Source organism: Gilliamella sp. CG16, assembly GCF_046635785.1.
Lineage (GTDB): Bacteria > Pseudomonadota > Gammaproteobacteria > Enterobacterales > Orbaceae > Gilliamella > Gilliamella apicola_I.
The window spans coordinates 123,874-142,226 of record NZ_JBIDFL010000005.1; the positions used below are offsets into that span (position 1 = coordinate 123,874).

An 18,353-nucleotide genomic window follows, 5' to 3' on the forward strand; every position below is an offset into this window, starting at 1 on the left:
AGACGTGATGAATAAAATTATCGGAACACAGACCGTAAAACGGGGTATGGCACAAATGCAAAAAGGTGGCGTGATAATGGATGTGGTGAATGCAGAACAAGCCAAAATCGCTGAACAAGCTGGCGCTGTCGCCGTTATGGCACTAGAACGGGTTCCATCAGATATTCGTGCTGCTGGCGGTGTTGCCCGAATGGCAGATCCAACTATTGTTGAAGCTGTGATGAATGCGGTTACAATTCCTGTTATGGCAAAAGCGCGCATTGGTCATATTGTTGAAGCCCGTATTTTAGAATCAATGGGCGTTGATTATATTGATGAAAGCGAAGTATTAACACCTGCCGATGAACAGTACCATTTACTCAAAGATGAATTTACCGTACCTTTTGTTTGTGGTTGTCGTGATTTAGGCGAAGCACTACGTCGTATAGGTGAAGGGGCATCCATGCTACGCACAAAAGGGGAACCGGGGACAGGTAATATCGTTGAAGCAGTACGCCATATGCGCAGAGTGAACGAACAAATTCGATTAGTAAACAGTAAATCTAAAGATGAACTAATGACATTGGCAAAAGAAATTGGTGCGCCTTATGAACTCGTCATACAAATCAAACAGTTGGGTAAATTACCTGTTGTTAACTTTGCTGCCGGAGGCATTGCAACCCCAGCCGATGCAGCCTTGATGATGCAACTTGGCGCAGACGGCGTTTTTGTTGGCTCGGGTATTTTTAAATCGCAACATCCTGAAAAATTTGCAAAAGCGATTGTACAGGCAACGACGTATTATGACGATTATCCACGCTTAGCAGAACTATCTAAAGGATTAGGTGAGGCAATGAAAGGCATTGAGATCAGTAAATTGTCTGAATCCGAAAGAATGCAAGAACGAGGATGGTAACGATGCAATCACTCAAACCCTTACGGTTAAAAAAAATTGGCGTGCTTAACTTACAAGGCGCAGTTAGTGAACATATAACCATGTTGCTGAGTATCGAAAATGTGATTGCGGTAACAGTAAAAAAACCTGACCATTTAGCAGGGTTAGATGGTTTAATTATTCCAGGCGGGGAATCTACCGCAATTAGCCGACTAATTAAACAAAATGGACTATTTGACCCCATTAAAGAATTTGCCCGTCAAGGCAAAGGTATTTTAGGCACCTGTGCCGGCTTAGTTCTTTGTGGTATGACAACCACTCATCATGAAGTTGAACTTCTTGAATTAATGGATATTACCGTTGAACGCAACGGGTTTGGTCGGCAAGTAGCAAGTTTTGAAACCTTTTTAGATATAGCGTCAATTGGCAAGCACATTCCAGCCATCTTTATCCGTGCTCCTTATATCATCCATGCAGGTAACTCAGTAAAACAACTGGCATTTATTGATGATCACTGTGTAATGGCAGAACAAGATAATATTTTAGTCTGCTCATTTCATCCCGAGCTATCTAACGATAATCGGGTGATGAAATATTTTGTTGATAAATGTTGATGGGAAGTATTTTCAAAAGACAAGGGATAGATATTTAATAATACAGGTTAAATAGTTTATCCCTATGTGTATAGAAAACATTGACAAAATGTATATTATGCTAACCGAAAAATGGTTCATTCTTTTTATAACCAAGATTACTTTTATGAAACTCAACAAAATTAAATTCAAGTCTCAATTCTTACCTATATAAAGTAAACAAATTTTAATTGGACACCACCATAAATCGACGGTTTGCCGTGACAATTTGTAAAAATATAGGAAGACTTATTTTTTCTTCTTTTTGTAGTGTATTATTGATATCGTAAATTTTAGATCGTCCAAATCCATCTAAAACAATTGTTTTATCATTGTATAGTGCAGCGATTTCTTTTTCGTTCCCCGCCACTATCCATTGCCGTGGCTTGCTGTTAAATAAGTTTTCACCTTGATTATATAAATGTGGTGAGGTGTTAACATAAAGCACATCTTGCATTAAGGTGCGCATAATATCAGTTTGCGATGTTAGTCGGCTGATTTGAGCGGGTTCTTTATTTGGCCATGAGATAATCAGTGGCACATTAAGTGATTCTCGGCTGTAATTAATGTCGTCATTACGTATCGCTGTTTTTTTCGCTTCTTTTATAGTGATGTCATTGGTTCCGGTAATGACAATTACGGTGTTTTCGTAGGTATTGGTTAGTCTTAAATACGCTATTAATGATTCAAGATATTGATCTAATTTTCTTGCTTCTGTTTCAAGTTCTTTTAGCGGTATATTTTTATGTTTTACGCCGAGTGAGTATTGTACCAGTGAAAATAGTGGTGCATGATTTTCTAATTTATTTTGTTCATCATGCCACGCCATCCAATTATCAGTAACCTGTTTATTAGTCATTTTTTTTGCCGGCGGTATTGAAAAATTGGATAGCAATGCATATCGATACAATGGTTCATCAAATCCATCGTACGAAAACATCCCTAAGTTGTAATGACGATAATTAATAGCATCAAATAGTACTGAAGGTTTATGACCCGCTAATATGCTGTTGTAATAGTTGGGATCGAGTCCATAAAATAATGAAAATTTATTAATATTTGTTTGGTTACTTGCAGAGTAATGATCCGTAAATTTAAGGTTTTCTTTCGCAAATTCATTTAACCATGGCATGTTGTCGTTTAATAAACGACTATTCCATCCGTCAATAACTATCATTAGTATATTTTGGGTTGCTTGTTTTTCATCATAACTCAGCCGTGCAAGAGGATATTCTATAGCAATAGCAAAAGGATTACCTTCTTGGCTGACCCGAGTTCGGTAATCATTTTCTGGCATAAATCCATATCGTTCAAGAAAATGTCTTGCGGTCAATGGATAGGATAATGGTAAGCTTGAACGTTGCATGGTTATTGGGCGATAAAAATTTGCGTCGGCCCAAATATGAATCAGATGCGAAAAGACAAAACAAAGAATAAATATAACCACGACTGGTTTTGCATAACGTTTACGCTTATTTAAGCTGCGTAATTTTTTCCAACTCCATAATGCAAATAATATTTCAATTAATAAAATAAATGGAATAATTATAAACGCACTACTTAAAAAAGTGGCGTTTTGCGCTGTAAATAACTGCCATATGGATAAATTTAAGTGCATTCTAAAATGCGAGAAGATATCAATATCAACTAAAAGTAAGGCGATTCCTAATGTGGCAATTATGGTTGCTAATATTCGATGCCAACGCGCTGAGTGAATAAAAAAGCTTAATGGAAAAAGTAATATGAGGTAGGTTATAAACGTTAAAAAGCTAAAATGCCCAATTGCACTAATGATTGCATAAAACCGCCCCATAAATGTTCTTGGCCAGTCTGCAATGATTAAATATTGGCTACCCAAAGATATAACAACAAAAATATTAAATAATGTAAACCAGTGTCCCCAGCTTACAATTTGTGAGGATTGGGTATCTTTGATATGATTATTTTTGAGTTTGAGCATATTTATTATTGGTAACGATAGTAATGAAGAATATTTACTGTAAGATACTTTACAGTTTACCTGATTTTGAAAAATCTTTCTGTAATTTTTTTATTTGTTAGCATAAAGATTTTGGTATGATCTTGGCGTTATAATCGATACTTGTTATAATTTAAGGATTAAATTCGCTAACAACAAAGATAATAATTTTGGCTATCTCACAACTTAAAATACATCAAATCCAACCTGATTTGTCTCAGATTAGTGCGCTTGGTAACCCTAGTAAAGCAGAAACTAAATCTGTGATAGAAAAGTCAAACAATATTCTTTCTTGGCAACCTCGGATTGCGTCTGCATTATCCATGTTATGCCCGAGTAAAAGAGCAAGTTATCACCCTCGTTTTATGTTACTGAAAGCGTCAGAAAGTGAACTATTTTTTGATTTGTTAAAACAAGCAGTTAAATTACATGCGTCCTCTTCAACGTTGGGTTACAGCTATTTTATTAATGATAATAAAGTCACTTTGACTGAGGCCAAAAGCAAGCAGGATAACTTTGCCATTTTAGATGATTGTTTAGCATCAAGTTATGTTGACGGCGAGAAATTATTTGGTTGTGTTCGACAACCAGAGAATAGCCCAATTAAACTCGATCCAGGTTTAGTGCATCAGGCTAATGGTGGGGTTTTAATTTTAGGTTTACGATCTTTATTAAGCCAACCTACTTTATTGATTAAATTAAAGCAGATGGTATTTAAACAGGAATTCGACTGGTTTTCAGCTGATGAGTCGCATCCATTGCCGTTATCTATTCCTTCAATGCCACTGGATTTAAGAATTATATTGGTTGGTGATCGGCTAAGTTTAGCTGAATTACAGGATTTTGATCCAGAATTTTATAATACGTCTATCTATGCTGAATTTGAAAATGAATTGCAGATTACCTCATCTGACAAGCTCACTACGTGGCTAGATTATTTACAATTTATTGCTGATAAATTTCATTTGCCAAGTATTGCACCATCCGCCTTTAACAAAATATATCAAGAAGCGGTGCGTTTTACAGGCGATCAGTTTTATCTTCCCCTTTCGATTGATTGGGTTCATGGTTTATTAGTTAATGCTAGTTATTATGCCAAAAATGAGGTTATTGATGAGTTATCAGTGGCTTCATCGACTAAGAATAAATTATGGCGTGAAGATTATCTTAAAAAACGATTTCATGAAGAGTTTTTTAATAAACAGATCATGATTAATACTCAAGATCAGGTTGTTGGTCAAATTAATGGTTTATCTGTTGTTGAATATCCTGGCTATCCTTTAGCGATTGGTGAGCCAACGCGTTTAAGTTGCCTTGTTCATTTTGGAGACGGTGAGTTAATTGATATCGAGCGCAAAACTGAACTTGCAGGAAATATTCATTCTAAAGGTATGATGATCATGCAGGCTTTTATTATGTCAGAATTTGCTATTAATCATCAATTACCTTTTTCAACCTCTTTAGTATTTGAACAATCTTATAATGAAATTGACGGAGACAGCGCATCGCTTGCTGGGTTATGTGCAATTATTAGTGCGCTTTCAGGTCAGCCTATCGATCAACAATTAGCTGTTACCGGATCGGTAGATCAATTTGGTCATGTACAATCAATTGGTGGTATCAACGAAAAAATTGAAGGTTTTTTTACTGTTTGTCAGCATCAGGGGTTAACCGGTCAGCAAGGCGTTATTATTCCCGCATCTAATCAACGCCATTTGTGCTTGAGTGATAATGTGATTGAAGCAATAGCTCAAGAAAAGTTTTCTATTTGGACTGTTGAACATATTGCGGATGCACTTTATTTATTAACAGGAATTCCTTATAAAGATGATAATGCAATTAGTCTTTATAAGCTTATTTATGCACGTATGCAAACTATGCTATTACAAGATAAAAAACAAGATGGTTGGTTTGCAAAATGGCAAAGATATTGCAAAAAATAGTAATACCCAATAAACTTGAAAGCCGAATTTGGTTGAGATGTAACATTTTAGTAAGCGGCAAAGGATTTTACAGTATTGGTTATTCATAATATTTTATTGAATAATTATTTTTATAATCATGTAAGTAATGACAGAAAATAAAAGGTTTTTTTATGACATTTGAACGTAAATCTTCGTACGATAAAGCAGATCTGATTAAATCAGGAAATAGTGAACTTTTTGGTCATGACGGACCGCCTTTACCATCAGATTTAATGCTTATGATGGACCGTGTTATCGAAATGAATGAAGAAGGTGGAAACTTTAATAAAGGTTATGTGGAAGCAGAACTTGATATCAATCCAGATTTGTGGTTTTTCAAATGTCATTTTAAAAATGATCCTGTAATGCCTGGTTGTCTTGGGCTTGATGCTTTATGGCAATTAGTCGGATTTTACCTTGGCTGGATTGGCGGTAAGGGTAAAGGTCGAGCTCTTGGGGTTGGAGAATTAAAATTAAAAGGTCAAATATTACCTAAAAACAAAAAAGTTACCTATAAAATCCATTTTAAACGTGTGATTAACCGCAAGTTAATTATGGGAATCGGTGATGGCGAAGTTTATGTAGATGGTAAATTGATTTACGAAGCTACCGATCTTAAAGTTGGGTTATTCAAAGATACCAGCGAATTTTAATTTTTTTGATTTTAACTAGCCTTACACATTATTCGGTAAGGCTACCTTGAATATCGATTATCCAAGCAGTTTCTGATGATACATTTATCCCTTGTATAATAATATATTCTCGCCCGTTTTTATTGTCTTAAAAAATTAACTATTGAATACAAATTTTCTTTAGGTTAATGATTTTTCATTCGTATTTTTTGCTATTCAAGGTATAATGTGGCAATTTTTTATAGTCTTTATTAATCATGATTTTACTTAATCGTTTTGTTGTTTTTTTTATTTTATCTTGTTTTTTCAATACCGTTGCCTATGCTAATTTCAGTGGAAAAGTCGTTAAAGTAATAGATGGTGACACAATTGATGTATTAACCCCTGTGAAACAAAAAATCCGAATCCGTTTAGTTGATATCGATGCACCAGAAAGCAAACAAGCCTACGGTAATGCATCTAGAAAATACCTAGCTTCACTCATCGCAGGAAAATCTGTTTATATTAAAGAAAGTAACAAAGATATTTATAACAGAACATTAGGAACCGTTTTTTATAATGGCATTAATATCAATCAGAAAATGGTTGCAAGTGGATATGCTTGGGTATATCGCTATAAAGGTGTGGCTAAAAATAAGCAATTAATAGCCCTTGAATCGCAAGCCAAACAAAATAGAAAGGGACTATGGAAAGATAAAAATCCAATAGCCCCATGGAAATTCCGACGCTTAAATCAGAAATAGATTTTTCATCAAGAATTTATTAATTTATTTTAAAGCAGGATAAAGAGATTCTAATTGTTTAAGTGCATCTAAGCCTTGTTTACAACCTGTTTCTTGATCACTTGAAGACATAGCAGCAACTTGTTTTTTACCTGCTTCTAAATTTTGTTTCATCATATCAGTTTGCTGTTTTGTTGCTGCATCTTTAGGTAAAGATTCAACTAATTTATCCACTTTTTCAAAATAAGTTTTACAACTATCAGATAAATCAGCCATCGCAGCTGAAGATAGACTTAAAAGTACAGCTGAAACTAGTATTTTTTTCATTATTTACTTTTCCTTTCGATTTAAAAAATATCTTTTTGATAATATTAGTATATTTATCACATCTAATATCGCAAAAAATAATACATTAGAGATTTTGGAAAAGCAAATAAAATATTTTATAGGATGTAGGAAATTATCAGCATATTTATAATATGCTGATAAAATATAAAGATGGGTGCAGAATTACATTACAACAACATCTGCTGCAGCTGGGCCACGTTCACTGTCTTGAATTGAAAATTCAACCTGTTGACCTTCACCTAAAGTTTTAAAACCTTCACCAGAGATTGCAGAAAAATGTACAAATACATCTTTACTACCATCAGCAGGAGAAATGAAACCATAACCTTTACTTTCGTTGAACCACTTAACTTGACCAGTTTTCTTAGACATAATAATCTTCCTATAAAATAATTTAAGCCAACAAGGCTAATTTAAAAAAAACATAAAACTTGGACTACTTATAAACACTGAAACGTGAAAGCTGAAGAGAACTAATACTAATGTAAATAGAAAGTAAACTACAAACTGCTTAAATCAAGATGTCACTAAATAAATCTGCACGTTATATGCTGTAAACTATTAACTCATATATTAATTGTTAATGCAAGTGTTGTTTGTAAAGTTTTACAAATTTATTTAATAGGCAAAACCTAACTTACATTCATTAGTTAAATTAATTTAATTTTTTTGTTTTAATTAATTTTAGAGTTTTGCCAAATGTAAATTTTGAGACTAAGTTATTTTTCACTCATGCTTTGAGACTTATTTATTGTTGCTTCAACAGCATCAATAACCGCCGCTCTGAATCCCTTTTCTTCAAGCATTTGCACGCCTTCAATGGTCGTACCGGCTGGTGAACATACCATATCTTTTAATTCACCAGGATGCTTACCCGTTTCAAGTAACATCTTCGCAGATCCCATTACTGTTTGGGCAGCAAATTTATAGGCTTGTTTTCTGGATAAACCGCCTTTTACTGCCCCATCAGCTAAAGCTTCAATAAACATAAATACAAACGCAGGAGAGGATCCGCTTGCGCCGACTACAGCATCGATTAAATATTCAGGTACAATTTCAGTTTCACCAATACAATTAAATAATGTTTGAACCGTAGCTAATTCTTCTTCTGTGACTTCTGTATTTGGCGTGATTGAACACATCGCTGCATTGACTAAGGCAGGTGTATTTGGCATGACTCTTATAATTTTTTGTTCATATCCCACATATTTTGCAATCGTTTTTATACTAACCCCTGCTGCAATAGAAATAACAATAGTACTTTTTTTTAACTCTTTTTGGATATCATTTAAAACATCAATAATAGCATTGGGTTTAACAGCCACAATAACCATATCTGATTCTTTTGCTACATTTCTGGCTGAATCTAAATTATTAATTCCAAAAGATTGATTAAGTGAAATCCCTTTTTCTGGATGGGTATCATAAATATTGATTTGATTACCTGAAACAATTTTACTTGATAAAATACCTTGTAAGATAGCATTACCCATATTACCTAAACCAATTAAACCAATGCGTTGTTCCATTATTTACCCCTTTTTCATTTGAACTTTTTAACACTAGTATAATTTATTTTTTTAGAAAACTTTAAATTTTATCCAATCATTTTTTATTTTAATATAATGATAATTTTATTGTGTTACTGATCATTACAAATCATCATTTTGCATTATTTGCATACCATATTGTTGACCCGTTTGCATTAATGAAAGTATTTGTTTAGTTTTGCCTTCGTTGATAAGGTTGCTTACCGCAGGCGTATTAATCAAAACTTCAAATAACGCTTTACGCTGCCGGTTATTTGTGACTAATTTTTGGGTAATAATCGCTTTTAAACTTGTCGATAATTGTGCTCGTATAAAATTATGTGAATGATTTTCAAAGACATCAATAATTCGGTTGATACTTTTAATTGCAGAGCTTGTATGTAAAGTTGCAAAGACTAGATGTCCTGTCTCAGCAGCGGTTAACGCAGCTTGAATAGATTGTTTATGCCGTAATTCGCCAAGCATGATAATATCGGGATCTTGTCTTAAAATACTATCAATTGCCGAGCCAAAATCAGAAATCTCGCGTTGTTGAATAAGCGATTTATTATTTTGATAAATAAATTCTATCGGATCTTCTAAAGCAATAATATGTTTAGTTGCTGTCATATTGATATATTGTATCAATGACGCCAGCGTTGTTGATTTACCGCTACCAGTTGCACCGGTAACTAAAATAATCCCGCTTTGAGTTCGTGTTAATTCAGGTAGAATTTTGGGGGCATTAATTTCTTGTAAACTTGGAATTTGGTGATTGATGACACGAAAGACAGCTGAAATACCTCGCATTTGATAAAATATATTTACTCGAAATCGCCCTATTTCTGCGGGATGATAAGCGATATCAATTTGACCATTTTGTTGTAATCGATTTTTCTGGGAATCATTGAGTAATTTAAATAATTCTATTTCCAAAACTTGTGCTGATAGTTGAGAAACAGACAAAAATTGCAGTTGTCCATTAATGCGCATACAAGGCACTTCGCCACTAGATAGGTGCAAATCGGATGCTTTTTGGGTTACACTAAGCGATAATAAAGAATGTAATATTAATTTAGACATACTAATGATAATTAGGTATAAACATGAATACAGTACATGACAATTTAATGGCTATAAAAAAAGATATTGAGAAAATAGCTTCAAATTGCGGTCGAGATCCCAAAACAATTGAACTTATTGCGGTAAGTAAGACCAAACCAGTTACATTGATTACAGAAGCGATAGACGCAGGACAGCTCGCATTTGGTGAAAATTATGTACAAGAAGGTGTAGAAAAAATAAATTATTTTCAAAAAGCGATGCCAAATTGTCCCCTTATTTGGCATTTTATTGGACCTTTGCAGTCGAATAAAAGCAAATTGGTTGCAGAACACTTTGATTGGATGCATACAATTGATCGTTTCAAGATCGCTCAGCGCTTAAGTGATCAGCGCCCTGCCAATATGGCTAAATTAAATGTACTTATTCAGGTTAATATAAGTCAAGAAGCTACCAAATCCGGCGTAAAACCAGAAGAAGTGTTCGATTTAGCTCACCAGATTATTACATTACCTAACCTTTGTTTACGTGGTTTAATGGCTATCCCTGAAGTCGAAGATGATTTCGATAAACAATTCACTATTTTTTCAAAAATGACGGCGCTTTTACAACAATTAAAAATTGATATTCCTTATGTCGATACATTATCTATGGGAATGAGCGGAGACATGAAAGCGGCGATTTTAGCTGGTAGCACAATGGTTCGTATTGGAACGGCAATCTTTGGCGAGCGAAAGTATTTATGATATATTGGCTCAATGACTTTTATTTAAGGAGTTTTCAATGGAATTGATCTACTTTCTTGGCAAAACGGTTATAACGTTTTGTCTGTATGTTTTAATTTTACGTTTGTGGATGCAGCAAGTCAGAGTTAATTTTCATAATCCAATCACTCAATTTATTGTAAAAGTTACTCAACCTATTATCGGGCCATTGCGCCGATTTATTCCTTCAGTAGGAAAATTTGATTATGCAACGTGGCTACTTTTGTATTTAGTTGCCTTAATTAAAATTTTGTTTATTTTTAGTTTTATCCCCATAAATTTACCATTTAATGTTGATTATTTATGGTTTGCTTTGGTCGCAATTTTGCATGCTATGGGTTATCTGCTATTTTGGTTATTGCTATTCAGAGCGGTTTTGAGTTGGATTAGTCGTGGGCAATCTGTACCTGACGAAATTCTTTACCAATTAACAGAGCCATTAATGGCTCCAATTCGTCGTTTTATTCCTCCTATAGGCATGATCGATGTTACGTTTGCTATTGTGGCTGTCGTGCTAATGTTTATGAACTATTTTGCCACCAAAATTTTTGGTGCTCTGTGGATCATTCTTTAGATGATTTAAAAAGGAGCTGTTGCTCCTTTTTTTAAATGATATGATCTTCCCAACAAATCACATCTTTTTCATATACAATTCGATTTTTAACCGATATTTTTAATTCATGCATCAGTTTTTTGTTGCCCACTATTAGTGGATGCCATTCAGGTAAATCCCCATTTTTTTGGAAATATCGATAAGAACAACTCAAAGGTAGCCATTCAATAGTAAGTAAATTTTCTCGAGTGAGCTTAATACAATCGGGTTCATATTTGAATCGATTAACGTAATGTTTACATTGGCATGTGTTGGCGTCGAGCAAATTGCAAGCTACATTAGTGTATAAGATTTCGTCAGTGTCCTCATCCATTAATTTGTTCAGACAACATTGACCACAACCATCACATAGCTGCTCCCATTCGTCATCGCTAAGTTGATCTAATGTCTTACCTTTCCAAAATGGCTCAATCATGCTTTAAAATCATCTTCTTTTAACATTTGTAAGAAAAACCCATCCGTTTTAATCTTTTCTTCGATTTCTTCGGATGTTCCAACTACAAAACGTCTTTTTCCATCTAATAATACTTTCATAACAAATATCGGAGAACCAAAAATTGAGAGTATTCTTTCAGGTATTCCAGAAAAATCATTTTCATTTTTCATATACAAGTAACAATTTTCTTTTTTTGGACTACGATAAATATAACACCACATCATAAAATAAAACCTTTAATCAATATTTAGAAGGCTATTTTGTAAATAAACACCTGCACCAAATAGCCCTGGATCTTCATGTGTAATCACATATACAGGAATTTTTTTGACCAGCGTAGACATTCGCCCTTTATATTCAAAAGCAGATCTAAACGGCGAAGCTTTAAAAAATTCAATAAAACGAGGAACAATACCACCGGCAATATATACTCCCCCTTGAGTATTTAGCGTTAATGCCAAATTACCGCCAAATCTTCCCATAAATGTACAAAAGTAATTTAAGGTTTGCAAACATAAATCACAACTATTTGTTAGTGCTTTGTTGACAATGATATCTGGAGTGATATCAGTTAATGGTTGATGATTAATTTGCTGTATGGCTTGATAAATGTTAATAATACCATTTCCGGATAAAAATCGTTCGGCTGAAACTCGTCCAAATTTTTTACGCAGCTGAACCAAAATGCGATCTTCTTCTTCATTTATCATGGGTAATTCTGTATGCCCCCCTTCGCCGGACAAACTTACCCAATGCTGATTAACTTTTATCAAATGTGAAACGCCAAGCCCAGTTCCCGCACCATAAATTGCTATAGGATAATTTAAATTAGGCTCATCCCCTCCAATTTTCACCAAATCTTGCGGTGACAGTCTTGGAATGGATGTCGAGACTGCAGTAAAATCATTAATGACCTCAAGTTTTTTTAGTTTGAGTTCTTCGATTAATTCACGGCGAGAAAACGACAAATTGTTGTTTGTCATAGTAACAGTGTCAGCATCATCAATTGGACAAGCAATGGCAATACACGCAATCTCAATTTTTACGGATTGTGCTTGAAGATAATTTTTGATTAATGTCAGTAATATATCTTCTTTTGAAATGAGAATTTTTGTGATTGCCGATAGCTCATTTGTAACTAAATTAAACAATGCAAAACGGGCATTGGTTCCACCGATGTCGGTGACTAGTGCGTACTGACTCATGTTACTCCCTTTTTTGACAAACTAATTTTACTAATGATCTAAAATCAATATCTTTCTATACTTATTGTATTTAGTAGTTAAGCTTAAAAAACATAAAAGGCAACCTCGTTGTCTCCTAGTTATTCGTGGAGTTACTCAGTTCCCTTTGTTAACTTTTGAAATTAACGCATTTTTTTATTCACAACCTTAAAAGTCTAGGTTAACATCTAATCAACTTCTGTATTTATAACCATTTTTTAAGTTTAAAATAAATATAGGGTGCAACACCAGCCAATAACATGAGTAATAATGAAAATGGATAACCATATTCCCATTTCAGTTCTGGCATATTTTCAAAGTTCATACCATATGCAGATGCAACCACAGTTGGCGGTAAGAATACAACAGATACCACTGAGAAAATTTTAATAATTCGACTTTGTTCAATGTTGATAAAGCTTGTTGCTGCTTGCATTAAAAAATTAACTTTTTGAAATAATGATTCATTATGTGGTACCAATGATTCAACATCGCGAATAACTTCACGTGCTTGCTCAAGTTGATCTGCCGGCATTTTTGCTCGGCGAACAAGGTAGTTAACCGCACGTTGGCTATCCATTAAGCACAATCTTACTTTCCAAGCCGTATCTTCAAGTTCAGCTAACGATGTCATTGCTTCGTCGTATTGCTCTTGTGCAGAACGATCCATAATTACTTGGCTCAATTCTTCTAATTTGCTATAAATACTTTCGATTTGATCGGCTAGTTGTTCAACTTTGACTTCAAATAAATCCAGTAATATTTCATAAGGATTTCCATCAACCATGCTTTGATAACGAGATCGCATACGATATAAACGAAAAGCAGGCAGATCCCGTTCACGCAAAGTAAATAATCGACCATTGTGTACAGTAAAAGCAACGGTTGAATTTCCCGCCCGATCTTCAGCATCTTCATAAAAGAAGAAAGAGTGAACATGCAATCCTTCATTATCTTCAAAAAAACGAGCAGAGGCCTCGATATCATCTAACTCAATACTGGTTGCTAAATTTTGTCCTAAATGAGTTAAAACAAAATCACGATCGGCTTCTTCTGGTTCAATTAAGTCAATCCAAGCCGCATTATTGATGTCGCCTTCATTAACTTTTACTAATTGTTTGTTCTTTAGTCCAAACGCATTAATCATAAGGCCCCCTTACAGGAAAGTTTCTAGAACATTCTATTAACAAATGTGGCGCATTATACTCGTAATATCTTTAAATTCCTATGTCTAAAGTTATTTTTGTAATGTTAAAAATAGAAGTAATATTCCAGAATTAAATTAAAAACGGTGATGTTGCTGTTGTCTCATGTTACAATACGCAAATTAAATATTTAAGCAATTTTTAGGAGTATATAATGGCAAACCGAGGAATAAATAAAGTCATTTTGGTGGGTAATTTAGGTCAGGATCCAGAAGTTCGCTATATGCCAAACGGAAGCGCTGTTGCAAATTTTAGCGTAGCAACTTCGGAATCATGGAAAGATAAACAAACAGGTGAAAACCGCGATCGTACTGAATGGCATCGTGTGGTTGTTTTCGGTAAATTAGCTGAAATTGCTGGTGAATATATTAAGAAAGGCACGCAAGTTTATTTAGAAGGTCAATTACAAACCCGTAAATGGCAAGATCAAACAGGTAACGACCGCTATACGACAGAAGTTGTTGTTAATCCAATCGGTGGCACATTACAAATTTTAAGTTCACGAAATGGCAATGATAACTTTGATGATAATTCACAAAATTGGGGCCAAAGTGCTAATAATATTTCAACTGCGCCTGCCGCTGCGGCTCGCCCAGCACCACAAGCCGCACCCGCTGCTCAACCTAAAGCTCCTGAACCACCAATGGATTTTGATGACGATATTCCTTTTTAATTTTTCTCTCCCATTTAAAATATTGGGCGTAATTAAGCGCCCATATTTCTTATCTTTTTAATTTCAATTATACTTATAACCTACCAATTTTATTCATTTTATAGTGTTATGTTTGAACTGATACAAACTATTGGCTTTGGTTTAATATTATTTATTCCTTTAACTAATCCGTTAACTACTGTCGTACTTTTATTAGGTTTGTCGGGTGATATGACTAATGAAGAGCGTAATTACCAATCTAAGATGACTTGTATTTACGTTTTTATCATTATGGTTGTTTCTTTTTATGGTGGACAGCTAGTGATGAGCACGTTTGGTATTTCCATTCCAGGTTTGCGTATTGCTGGTGGTATGATTGTTGGTATTATTGGATTTAGAATGCTTTTTCCTCAGCAACCTTCTCATCGAACGTTAGAAGCCGATGCTAAAATGAAAGAAATATCGAATAATATTGCTTTTGTACCACTAGCCATGCCAAGTACGGCAGGCCCTGGAACGATTGCAATGATTATCAGTATGGCTTCAACAGTAAAAAGTGGAGGTTATGATATTTCAAGTTGGGTTGTTTATACTTCTTCAATCTTAGTTCCGCTTTTATTGTGTATTATCCTTTGGTTTTGTATGCGAAGTGCAGGCAGTATTATGCGTTTTATGGGAAAAAGTGGAATTGAAGCGACTTCAAGAATTATGGGGTTCTTATTAGTTTGTGTTGGTACTCAATTTATTATCAATGGTGTAAAAGAATTAATCATGAGCTTTCCCAATATTTAGTAAACTCAATCATTTTAAAAAAGTTGTTTATTAATAATAATGTCGTTTACTTAGGCTAGCTCATTTAATCACAGTGTTAAATCATAATTTGGGAATATTTTTTATCATTTCCACCCGCATTAAATAATCATAAAGCGGTAATAGTTGTTTAAAACCCTTTGATAATTTGTTAGGTAGATCGCCATTTAGCAAATCTTCAATATTGGAGTTTGTAACCATTGCTGCTAAACTTTTTCGATTATACCATGTTGCTATTTTTGGATCTTGATCTTTAATTAGTGGGCGTTTATAACTTTCACCAACAAGTTCAAATGGTTTTTTAACACAGCGAATCATGTCTAAAAATTTTGCACTGTCATTAAGAATTTCTTCACGAAAAATATCCATTGTCTGCTTTGATGCACAATAATAGCCAAGTCCATAACGATAGCAATCTGGTGCTATTTCAAAAAAATAAGCAGGCGCTTCTTTCCAATCTCGGTTTGGTCGTTTAAATGTCAACCATAAACGACTACGATATAACGATTTATCTTTCGAAAAACGTGTGTCACGATGTATGCGAGATATCGTTTTACCAATAGCTGGTTTTGTTTCAAACCATTCATCAATTTCCAGCATGTTGGGGGTTAACTGTTCTACTAACAGCCGGAATGGTTTGATTAATTCATTATCATAGATTGATCGGTGCTCGTCAAACCATGCTCTACTATTATTAATCCATACATCTTGTAAAAAATTAAGTCCTGTTTGGGTAAAACCAGAAAATTGTGCCATATTTTAATCCTTGAATAACTTTCTGACTTTTTCTAAGTCTTCTTGTGTATCAACCCCTATAGCAGGGGCCTGTTTAGCAACTGCCACATGAATTTTTTCACCATACCAAAGTACACGTAACTGTTCTAACATTTCAATCTGCTCAAGTGTAGAAGGTGCCCAATTGATATATTGACGAATGAAACCAGCTCGATAGGCATAAATCCCGATATGTCGAAGATAAAAATCACCAATACTTGTTGGTTTGAAAAGATCTTCAGATTTCGCAAAGCGATCCCTTTCCCAAGGAATGGTTGCTCGTGAAAAGTAGAGTGCATACCCATCTTTATCAGTCACTACTTTCACTGCACCAGGATTAAATGCTTCTGTTGCTGAATCGATTGGAACAGCTAATGTTGCCATTCCTGTTTTATACTGTACTAAGTTTTCAGCAACTTGATCAATGATGATTGGTGGAATTAGCGGCTCGTCACCTTGTACGTTCACAATAATTTCATCATCGGAAAATTGATAGGCATTGATGACTTCTGCTAATCGTTCTGTACCCGAATTATGTTTATTGCTAGTCAGAATTACTTCACCGCCATAAGATTTCACCACATCGAATACTTGTTGATGATCAGTTGCAATAATTACCCGATTTGCTGAAGACTTTTTGGCTTGCTCCATCACTCGCACAATCATAGGTTTACCATGAATATCAGCAAGCGGTTTAGCTGGTAAACGACTTGAAGCATATCTCGCAGGAATAATAACCGAAAAATTCATAATTAAAACCTTTTACCTATTCGTGAACTGAAATCGAAGAATTCAGTGTTTTCGCTTCGTTTTCCAGTAACACAGGAATATTATCTTTGATTAAATAAACAAGTTTATCCTTTGGACATATTAGACTATTTTGTTCAGTATCATATTGAAGTTCACCATGACATTTAGGGCAAGCTAGCGCCTTAAGGAGGATTTCTTTCATTTTTTATTCTCTTTTAGATTTTATTTCTTCTAACAATGAGCAGATTTGATTAGTTACCTGATTAGGCAATATTGCCTCTATGGGTAAATACCACCAATTTGGTAATGTAAATTGAAAACATTTTACCGCATCTTTTTCAGTCATTAAAAGGGTTTGATCTTGTGTAGCAATATTCGCTAACAATGGCAAAGTATAATTTTGATGATCCGCAAATGATACTGTTTTGATCACATCAGCTTTGAGTGTATTTAGCATTGTAAAAAAACGGTTGGGATCACCAATACCGGCCATAGCACAGATATTTTTTAATGAATGCAATTCTATTTTTTCTTTTGTTAATAAATTTACTGCATATTGCGGTTTTAATTGCATTGTATAAGTTTTTTCGGGGAATTTTTCAGCTAAATGACTTTTAGTTTCGCCATTAATAATAATAATATCAACAGATTTTAATCGACTTTGTCGCTCCCTCATTGGCCCTGCTGGTATCCACCAACCGTTACCAAATAAGCGTTTACCGTCAACAACCACAATTTCAATATCTCGCTTTAATGCATAATGTTGTAAGCCATCATCAGTTAAAATTGCATCTAATTGATAGTTATCTAATAAAGCTTGTACCGCTTGACTTCGATTGGGAGAAACGGCAACTGGCACATGTGTTCGTTGATAAATTAATACTGGTTCATCCCCAGCTTGTGCGGTGGTTGTTTGTTCATCTAAAATAAGCGGATAACTTTCTGCTTTTCCACCATATCCACGTGAAACAACACCGATTTTTAAACCTTTAGTTTTTAAAGCTTCAATTAATCCTATTACCAGTGGAGTTTTTCCATTCCCACCTACCGATAAGTTTCCAATTACGATGATAGGTACAGGTGATTTCCAAGATTTTAATATTCCTGCTTTGTAGAGTTGGCGTCTAACCAATGTTATTAATCCATACAACCATGATAATGGCATCAGTAACCAATAAAAATGTGTTTTACCATACCATAATTTTTCAATCATTGTTTATTCACCATTGAATTATGCTTTTATATTAAATTTGCTATTGTAATCTATTCTGGTGTTTATTGACTAATCCAAATCATTTTAGTCATTTTTAATTTAGACAATGAGAATAATCTAACAAAGCATAGTTAAGTAAGCCTTTTAAAAAATTACCCTATTTTATAATTTT

22 protein-coding genes are annotated in these 18,353 nt (G+C 34.3%); 9 read left to right on the forward strand and 13 right to left on the reverse strand.

Annotated features, from left to right (window positions below; translation table 11 throughout):
• The first annotated feature begins 7 nt into the window (after positions 1-7).
• Both pdxS and pdxT read left to right on the forward strand, forming a co-directional pair.
• Entirely contained in the window at positions 8-895 is an 888-nt protein-coding gene (gene pdxS / locus ACGH47_RS07230) for a pyridoxal 5'-phosphate synthase lyase subunit PdxS (protein ID WP_267352531.1), read from the forward strand.
• Positions 896-897: 2 nt separating this feature from the next.
• Positions 898-1,488, forward strand: a complete 591-nt coding sequence (pdxT, locus tag ACGH47_RS07235; protein WP_411623077.1) for a pyridoxal 5'-phosphate synthase glutaminase subunit PdxT — start codon at positions 898-900, stop codon at positions 1,486-1,488.
• 205 nt (positions 1,489-1,693) lie between these two features.
• Here pdxT and ACGH47_RS07240 read toward each other — a convergent pair whose 3' ends face one another.
• A complete protein-coding gene (locus ACGH47_RS07240; protein WP_411623078.1) occupies positions 1,694-3,466 on the reverse strand; it encodes a DUF3413 domain-containing protein in 1,773 nt (590 codons plus the stop codon).
• 188 nt (positions 3,467-3,654) lie between these two features.
• Between ACGH47_RS07240 and ACGH47_RS07245 the strand changes: the two genes are divergently transcribed.
• The 3 genes from ACGH47_RS07245 to ACGH47_RS07255 all read left to right on the forward strand — a co-directional run bounded on the left by ACGH47_RS07245 (position 3,655) and on the right by ACGH47_RS07255 (position 6,823).
• The gene (locus ACGH47_RS07245; protein ID WP_411623079.1) at positions 3,655-5,427 is read left to right on the forward strand and encodes an AAA family ATPase; all 1,773 of its coding nucleotides are present in this window, start codon (positions 3,655-3,657) and stop codon (positions 5,425-5,427) included.
• A 152-nt stretch (positions 5,428-5,579) separates the two neighbouring features.
• Entirely contained in the window at positions 5,580-6,101 is a 522-nt protein-coding gene (fabA, locus tag ACGH47_RS07250; RefSeq protein WP_267352518.1) for a bifunctional 3-hydroxydecanoyl-ACP dehydratase/trans-2-decenoyl-ACP isomerase, read from the forward strand.
• A 236-nt stretch (positions 6,102-6,337) separates the two neighbouring features.
• Positions 6,338-6,823, forward strand: coding sequence for a thermonuclease family protein (locus ACGH47_RS07255; RefSeq protein ID WP_411623080.1), 486 nt, complete (start codon positions 6,338-6,340; stop codon positions 6,821-6,823).
• 24 nt (positions 6,824-6,847) lie between these two features.
• Here ACGH47_RS07255 and ACGH47_RS07260 read toward each other — a convergent pair whose 3' ends face one another.
• The 4 genes from ACGH47_RS07260 to ACGH47_RS07275 all read right to left on the reverse strand — a co-directional run bounded on the left by ACGH47_RS07260 (position 6,848) and on the right by ACGH47_RS07275 (position 9,762).
• Positions 6,848-7,129 carry a DUF5339 domain-containing protein gene (locus ACGH47_RS07260; RefSeq protein WP_267352516.1) on the reverse strand — a complete coding sequence of 94 codons (282 nt, stop codon included), beginning with the start codon at positions 7,127-7,129 and terminating at the stop codon, positions 6,848-6,850.
• Between the two features lie 183 nt (positions 7,130-7,312).
• Positions 7,313-7,522 (reverse strand): cold shock domain-containing protein, encoded by a 210-nt coding sequence (locus ACGH47_RS07265; protein ID WP_065559356.1) that lies wholly within the window; start codon positions 7,520-7,522, stop codon positions 7,313-7,315.
• Positions 7,523-7,869: 347 nt separating this feature from the next.
• Positions 7,870-8,679: a pyrroline-5-carboxylate reductase gene (gene proC, locus ACGH47_RS07270; protein ID WP_267360238.1), complete on the reverse strand. Its 810-nt coding sequence runs from the start codon at positions 8,677-8,679 to the stop codon at positions 7,870-7,872.
• Positions 8,680-8,802: 123 nt separating this feature from the next.
• Complete coding sequence (locus ACGH47_RS07275) at positions 8,803-9,762, reverse strand: type IV pilus twitching motility protein PilT (RefSeq protein WP_267360236.1); 960 nt, start codon at positions 9,760-9,762, stop codon at positions 8,803-8,805.
• A 23-nt stretch (positions 9,763-9,785) separates the two neighbouring features.
• Between ACGH47_RS07275 and ACGH47_RS07280 the strand changes: the two genes are divergently transcribed.
• Positions 9,786-10,487 (forward strand): YggS family pyridoxal phosphate-dependent enzyme, encoded by a 702-nt coding sequence (locus ACGH47_RS07280; RefSeq protein WP_267360234.1) that lies wholly within the window; start codon positions 9,786-9,788, stop codon positions 10,485-10,487.
• Positions 10,488-10,524: 37 nt separating this feature from the next.
• On the forward strand, positions 10,525-11,079 hold the full coding sequence (locus tag ACGH47_RS07285) for a YggT family protein (RefSeq protein ID WP_267380699.1): 555 nt from the start codon (positions 10,525-10,527) through the stop codon (positions 11,077-11,079).
• A gap of 31 nt (positions 11,080-11,110) precedes the next feature.
• Here ACGH47_RS07285 and ACGH47_RS07290 read toward each other — a convergent pair whose 3' ends face one another.
• The 4 genes from ACGH47_RS07290 to corA all read right to left on the reverse strand — a co-directional run bounded on the left by ACGH47_RS07290 (position 11,111) and on the right by corA (position 13,924).
• The gene (locus tag ACGH47_RS07290) at positions 11,111-11,533 is read right to left on the reverse strand and encodes a YcgN family cysteine cluster protein (RefSeq protein ID WP_267352511.1); all 423 of its coding nucleotides are present in this window, start codon (positions 11,531-11,533) and stop codon (positions 11,111-11,113) included.
• Positions 11,530-11,778 (reverse strand): YcgL domain-containing protein, encoded by a 249-nt coding sequence (locus tag ACGH47_RS07295; protein WP_081299176.1) that lies wholly within the window; start codon positions 11,776-11,778, stop codon positions 11,530-11,532. Before ACGH47_RS07295 ends, ACGH47_RS07290 begins: the two co-directional genes overlap by 4 nt.
• Positions 11,779-11,790: 12 nt before the next feature.
• Positions 11,791-12,759 carry a glucokinase gene (locus ACGH47_RS07300; RefSeq protein WP_267352510.1) on the reverse strand — a complete coding sequence of 323 codons (969 nt, stop codon included), beginning with the start codon at positions 12,757-12,759 and terminating at the stop codon, positions 11,791-11,793.
• A gap of 223 nt (positions 12,760-12,982) precedes the next feature.
• Positions 12,983-13,924: a magnesium/cobalt transporter CorA gene (gene corA, locus ACGH47_RS07305; protein ID WP_267352509.1), complete on the reverse strand. Its 942-nt coding sequence runs from the start codon at positions 13,922-13,924 to the stop codon at positions 12,983-12,985.
• Positions 13,925-14,136: 212 nt separating this feature from the next.
• Between corA and ACGH47_RS07310 the strand changes: the two genes are divergently transcribed.
• Together ACGH47_RS07310 and ACGH47_RS07315 are read left to right on the forward strand one after the other, a co-directional pair.
• Entirely contained in the window at positions 14,137-14,655 is a 519-nt protein-coding gene (locus tag ACGH47_RS07310; protein WP_267380701.1) for a single-stranded DNA-binding protein, read from the forward strand.
• A gap of 108 nt (positions 14,656-14,763) precedes the next feature.
• Positions 14,764-15,426, forward strand: a complete 663-nt coding sequence (locus ACGH47_RS07315) for a MarC family NAAT transporter (protein ID WP_411596840.1) — start codon at positions 14,764-14,766, stop codon at positions 15,424-15,426.
• An 81-nt stretch (positions 15,427-15,507) separates the two neighbouring features.
• Here ACGH47_RS07315 and ACGH47_RS07320 read toward each other — a convergent pair whose 3' ends face one another.
• From ACGH47_RS07320 to lpxK, 4 genes are read right to left on the reverse strand one after another with little or no spacing between them, the layout of a single operon-like run.
• Entirely contained in the window at positions 15,508-16,200 is a 693-nt protein-coding gene (locus ACGH47_RS07320) for a DUF2461 domain-containing protein (protein ID WP_411590162.1), read from the reverse strand.
• Between the two features lie 3 nt (positions 16,201-16,203).
• Positions 16,204-16,968: a 3-deoxy-manno-octulosonate cytidylyltransferase gene (kdsB, locus tag ACGH47_RS07325; protein ID WP_267352505.1), complete on the reverse strand. Its 765-nt coding sequence runs from the start codon at positions 16,966-16,968 to the stop codon at positions 16,204-16,206.
• Positions 16,969-16,984: 16 nt separating this feature from the next.
• Complete coding sequence (locus ACGH47_RS07330) at positions 16,985-17,170, reverse strand: Trm112 family protein (protein WP_267352504.1); 186 nt, start codon at positions 17,168-17,170, stop codon at positions 16,985-16,987.
• A 3-nt stretch (positions 17,171-17,173) separates the two neighbouring features.
• Entirely contained in the window at positions 17,174-18,181 is a 1,008-nt protein-coding gene (gene lpxK, locus ACGH47_RS07335) for a tetraacyldisaccharide 4'-kinase (RefSeq protein WP_411590159.1), read from the reverse strand.
• Positions 18,182-18,353: the final 172 nt, after the last annotated feature.

Bases quoted from the DNA above. Each gene is read 5' to 3' on its own strand.
- ACGH47_RS07290 (WP_267352511.1), bottom strand. From the start codon at position 11,533: ATGATTGAGCCATTTTGGAAAGGTAAGACATTAGATCAACTTAGCGAT.
- ACGH47_RS07320 (WP_411590162.1), bottom strand. From the start codon at position 16,200: ATGGCACAATTTTCTGGTTTTACCCAAACAGGACTTAATTTTTTACAA.
- ACGH47_RS07300 (WP_267352510.1), bottom strand. From the start codon at position 12,759: ATGAGTCAGTACGCACTAGTCACCGACATCGGTGGAACCAATGCCCGT.
- ACGH47_RS07310 (WP_267380701.1), top strand. From the start codon at position 14,137: ATGGCAAACCGAGGAATAAATAAAGTCATTTTGGTGGGTAATTTAGGT.
- ACGH47_RS07295 (WP_081299176.1), bottom strand. From the start codon at position 11,778: ATGATGTGGTGTTATATTTATCGTAGTCCAAAAAAAGAAAATTGTTAC.
- pdxS (WP_267352531.1), top strand. From the start codon at position 8: ATGAATAAAATTATCGGAACACAGACCGTAAAACGGGGTATGGCACAA.
- corA (WP_267352509.1), bottom strand. From the start codon at position 13,924: ATGATTAATGCGTTTGGACTAAAGAACAAACAATTAGTAAAAGTTAAT.
- ACGH47_RS07315 (WP_411596840.1), top strand. From the start codon at position 14,764: ATGTTTGAACTGATACAAACTATTGGCTTTGGTTTAATATTATTTATT.
- proC (WP_267360238.1), bottom strand. From the start codon at position 8,679: ATGGAACAACGCATTGGTTTAATTGGTTTAGGTAATATGGGTAATGCT.
- ACGH47_RS07275 (WP_267360236.1), bottom strand. From the start codon at position 9,762: ATGTCTAAATTAATATTACATTCTTTATTATCGCTTAGTGTAACCCAA.
- ACGH47_RS07240 (WP_411623078.1), bottom strand. From the start codon at position 3,466: ATGCTCAAACTCAAAAATAATCATATCAAAGATACCCAATCCTCACAA.
- fabA (WP_267352518.1), top strand. From the start codon at position 5,580: ATGACATTTGAACGTAAATCTTCGTACGATAAAGCAGATCTGATTAAA.
- lpxK (WP_411590159.1), bottom strand. From the start codon at position 18,181: ATGATTGAAAAATTATGGTATGGTAAAACACATTTTTATTGGTTACTG.
- ACGH47_RS07255 (WP_411623080.1), top strand. From the start codon at position 6,338: ATGATTTTACTTAATCGTTTTGTTGTTTTTTTTATTTTATCTTGTTTT.
- ACGH47_RS07265 (WP_065559356.1), bottom strand. From the start codon at position 7,522: ATGTCTAAGAAAACTGGTCAAGTTAAGTGGTTCAACGAAAGTAAAGGT.
- kdsB (WP_267352505.1), bottom strand. From the start codon at position 16,968: ATGAATTTTTCGGTTATTATTCCTGCGAGATATGCTTCAAGTCGTTTA.
- ACGH47_RS07260 (WP_267352516.1), bottom strand. From the start codon at position 7,129: ATGAAAAAAATACTAGTTTCAGCTGTACTTTTAAGTCTATCTTCAGCT.
- pdxT (WP_411623077.1), top strand. From the start codon at position 898: ATGCAATCACTCAAACCCTTACGGTTAAAAAAAATTGGCGTGCTTAAC.
- ACGH47_RS07280 (WP_267360234.1), top strand. From the start codon at position 9,786: ATGAATACAGTACATGACAATTTAATGGCTATAAAAAAAGATATTGAG.
- ACGH47_RS07285 (WP_267380699.1), top strand. From the start codon at position 10,525: ATGGAATTGATCTACTTTCTTGGCAAAACGGTTATAACGTTTTGTCTG.
- ACGH47_RS07330 (WP_267352504.1), bottom strand. From the start codon at position 17,170: ATGAAAGAAATCCTCCTTAAGGCGCTAGCTTGCCCTAAATGTCATGGT.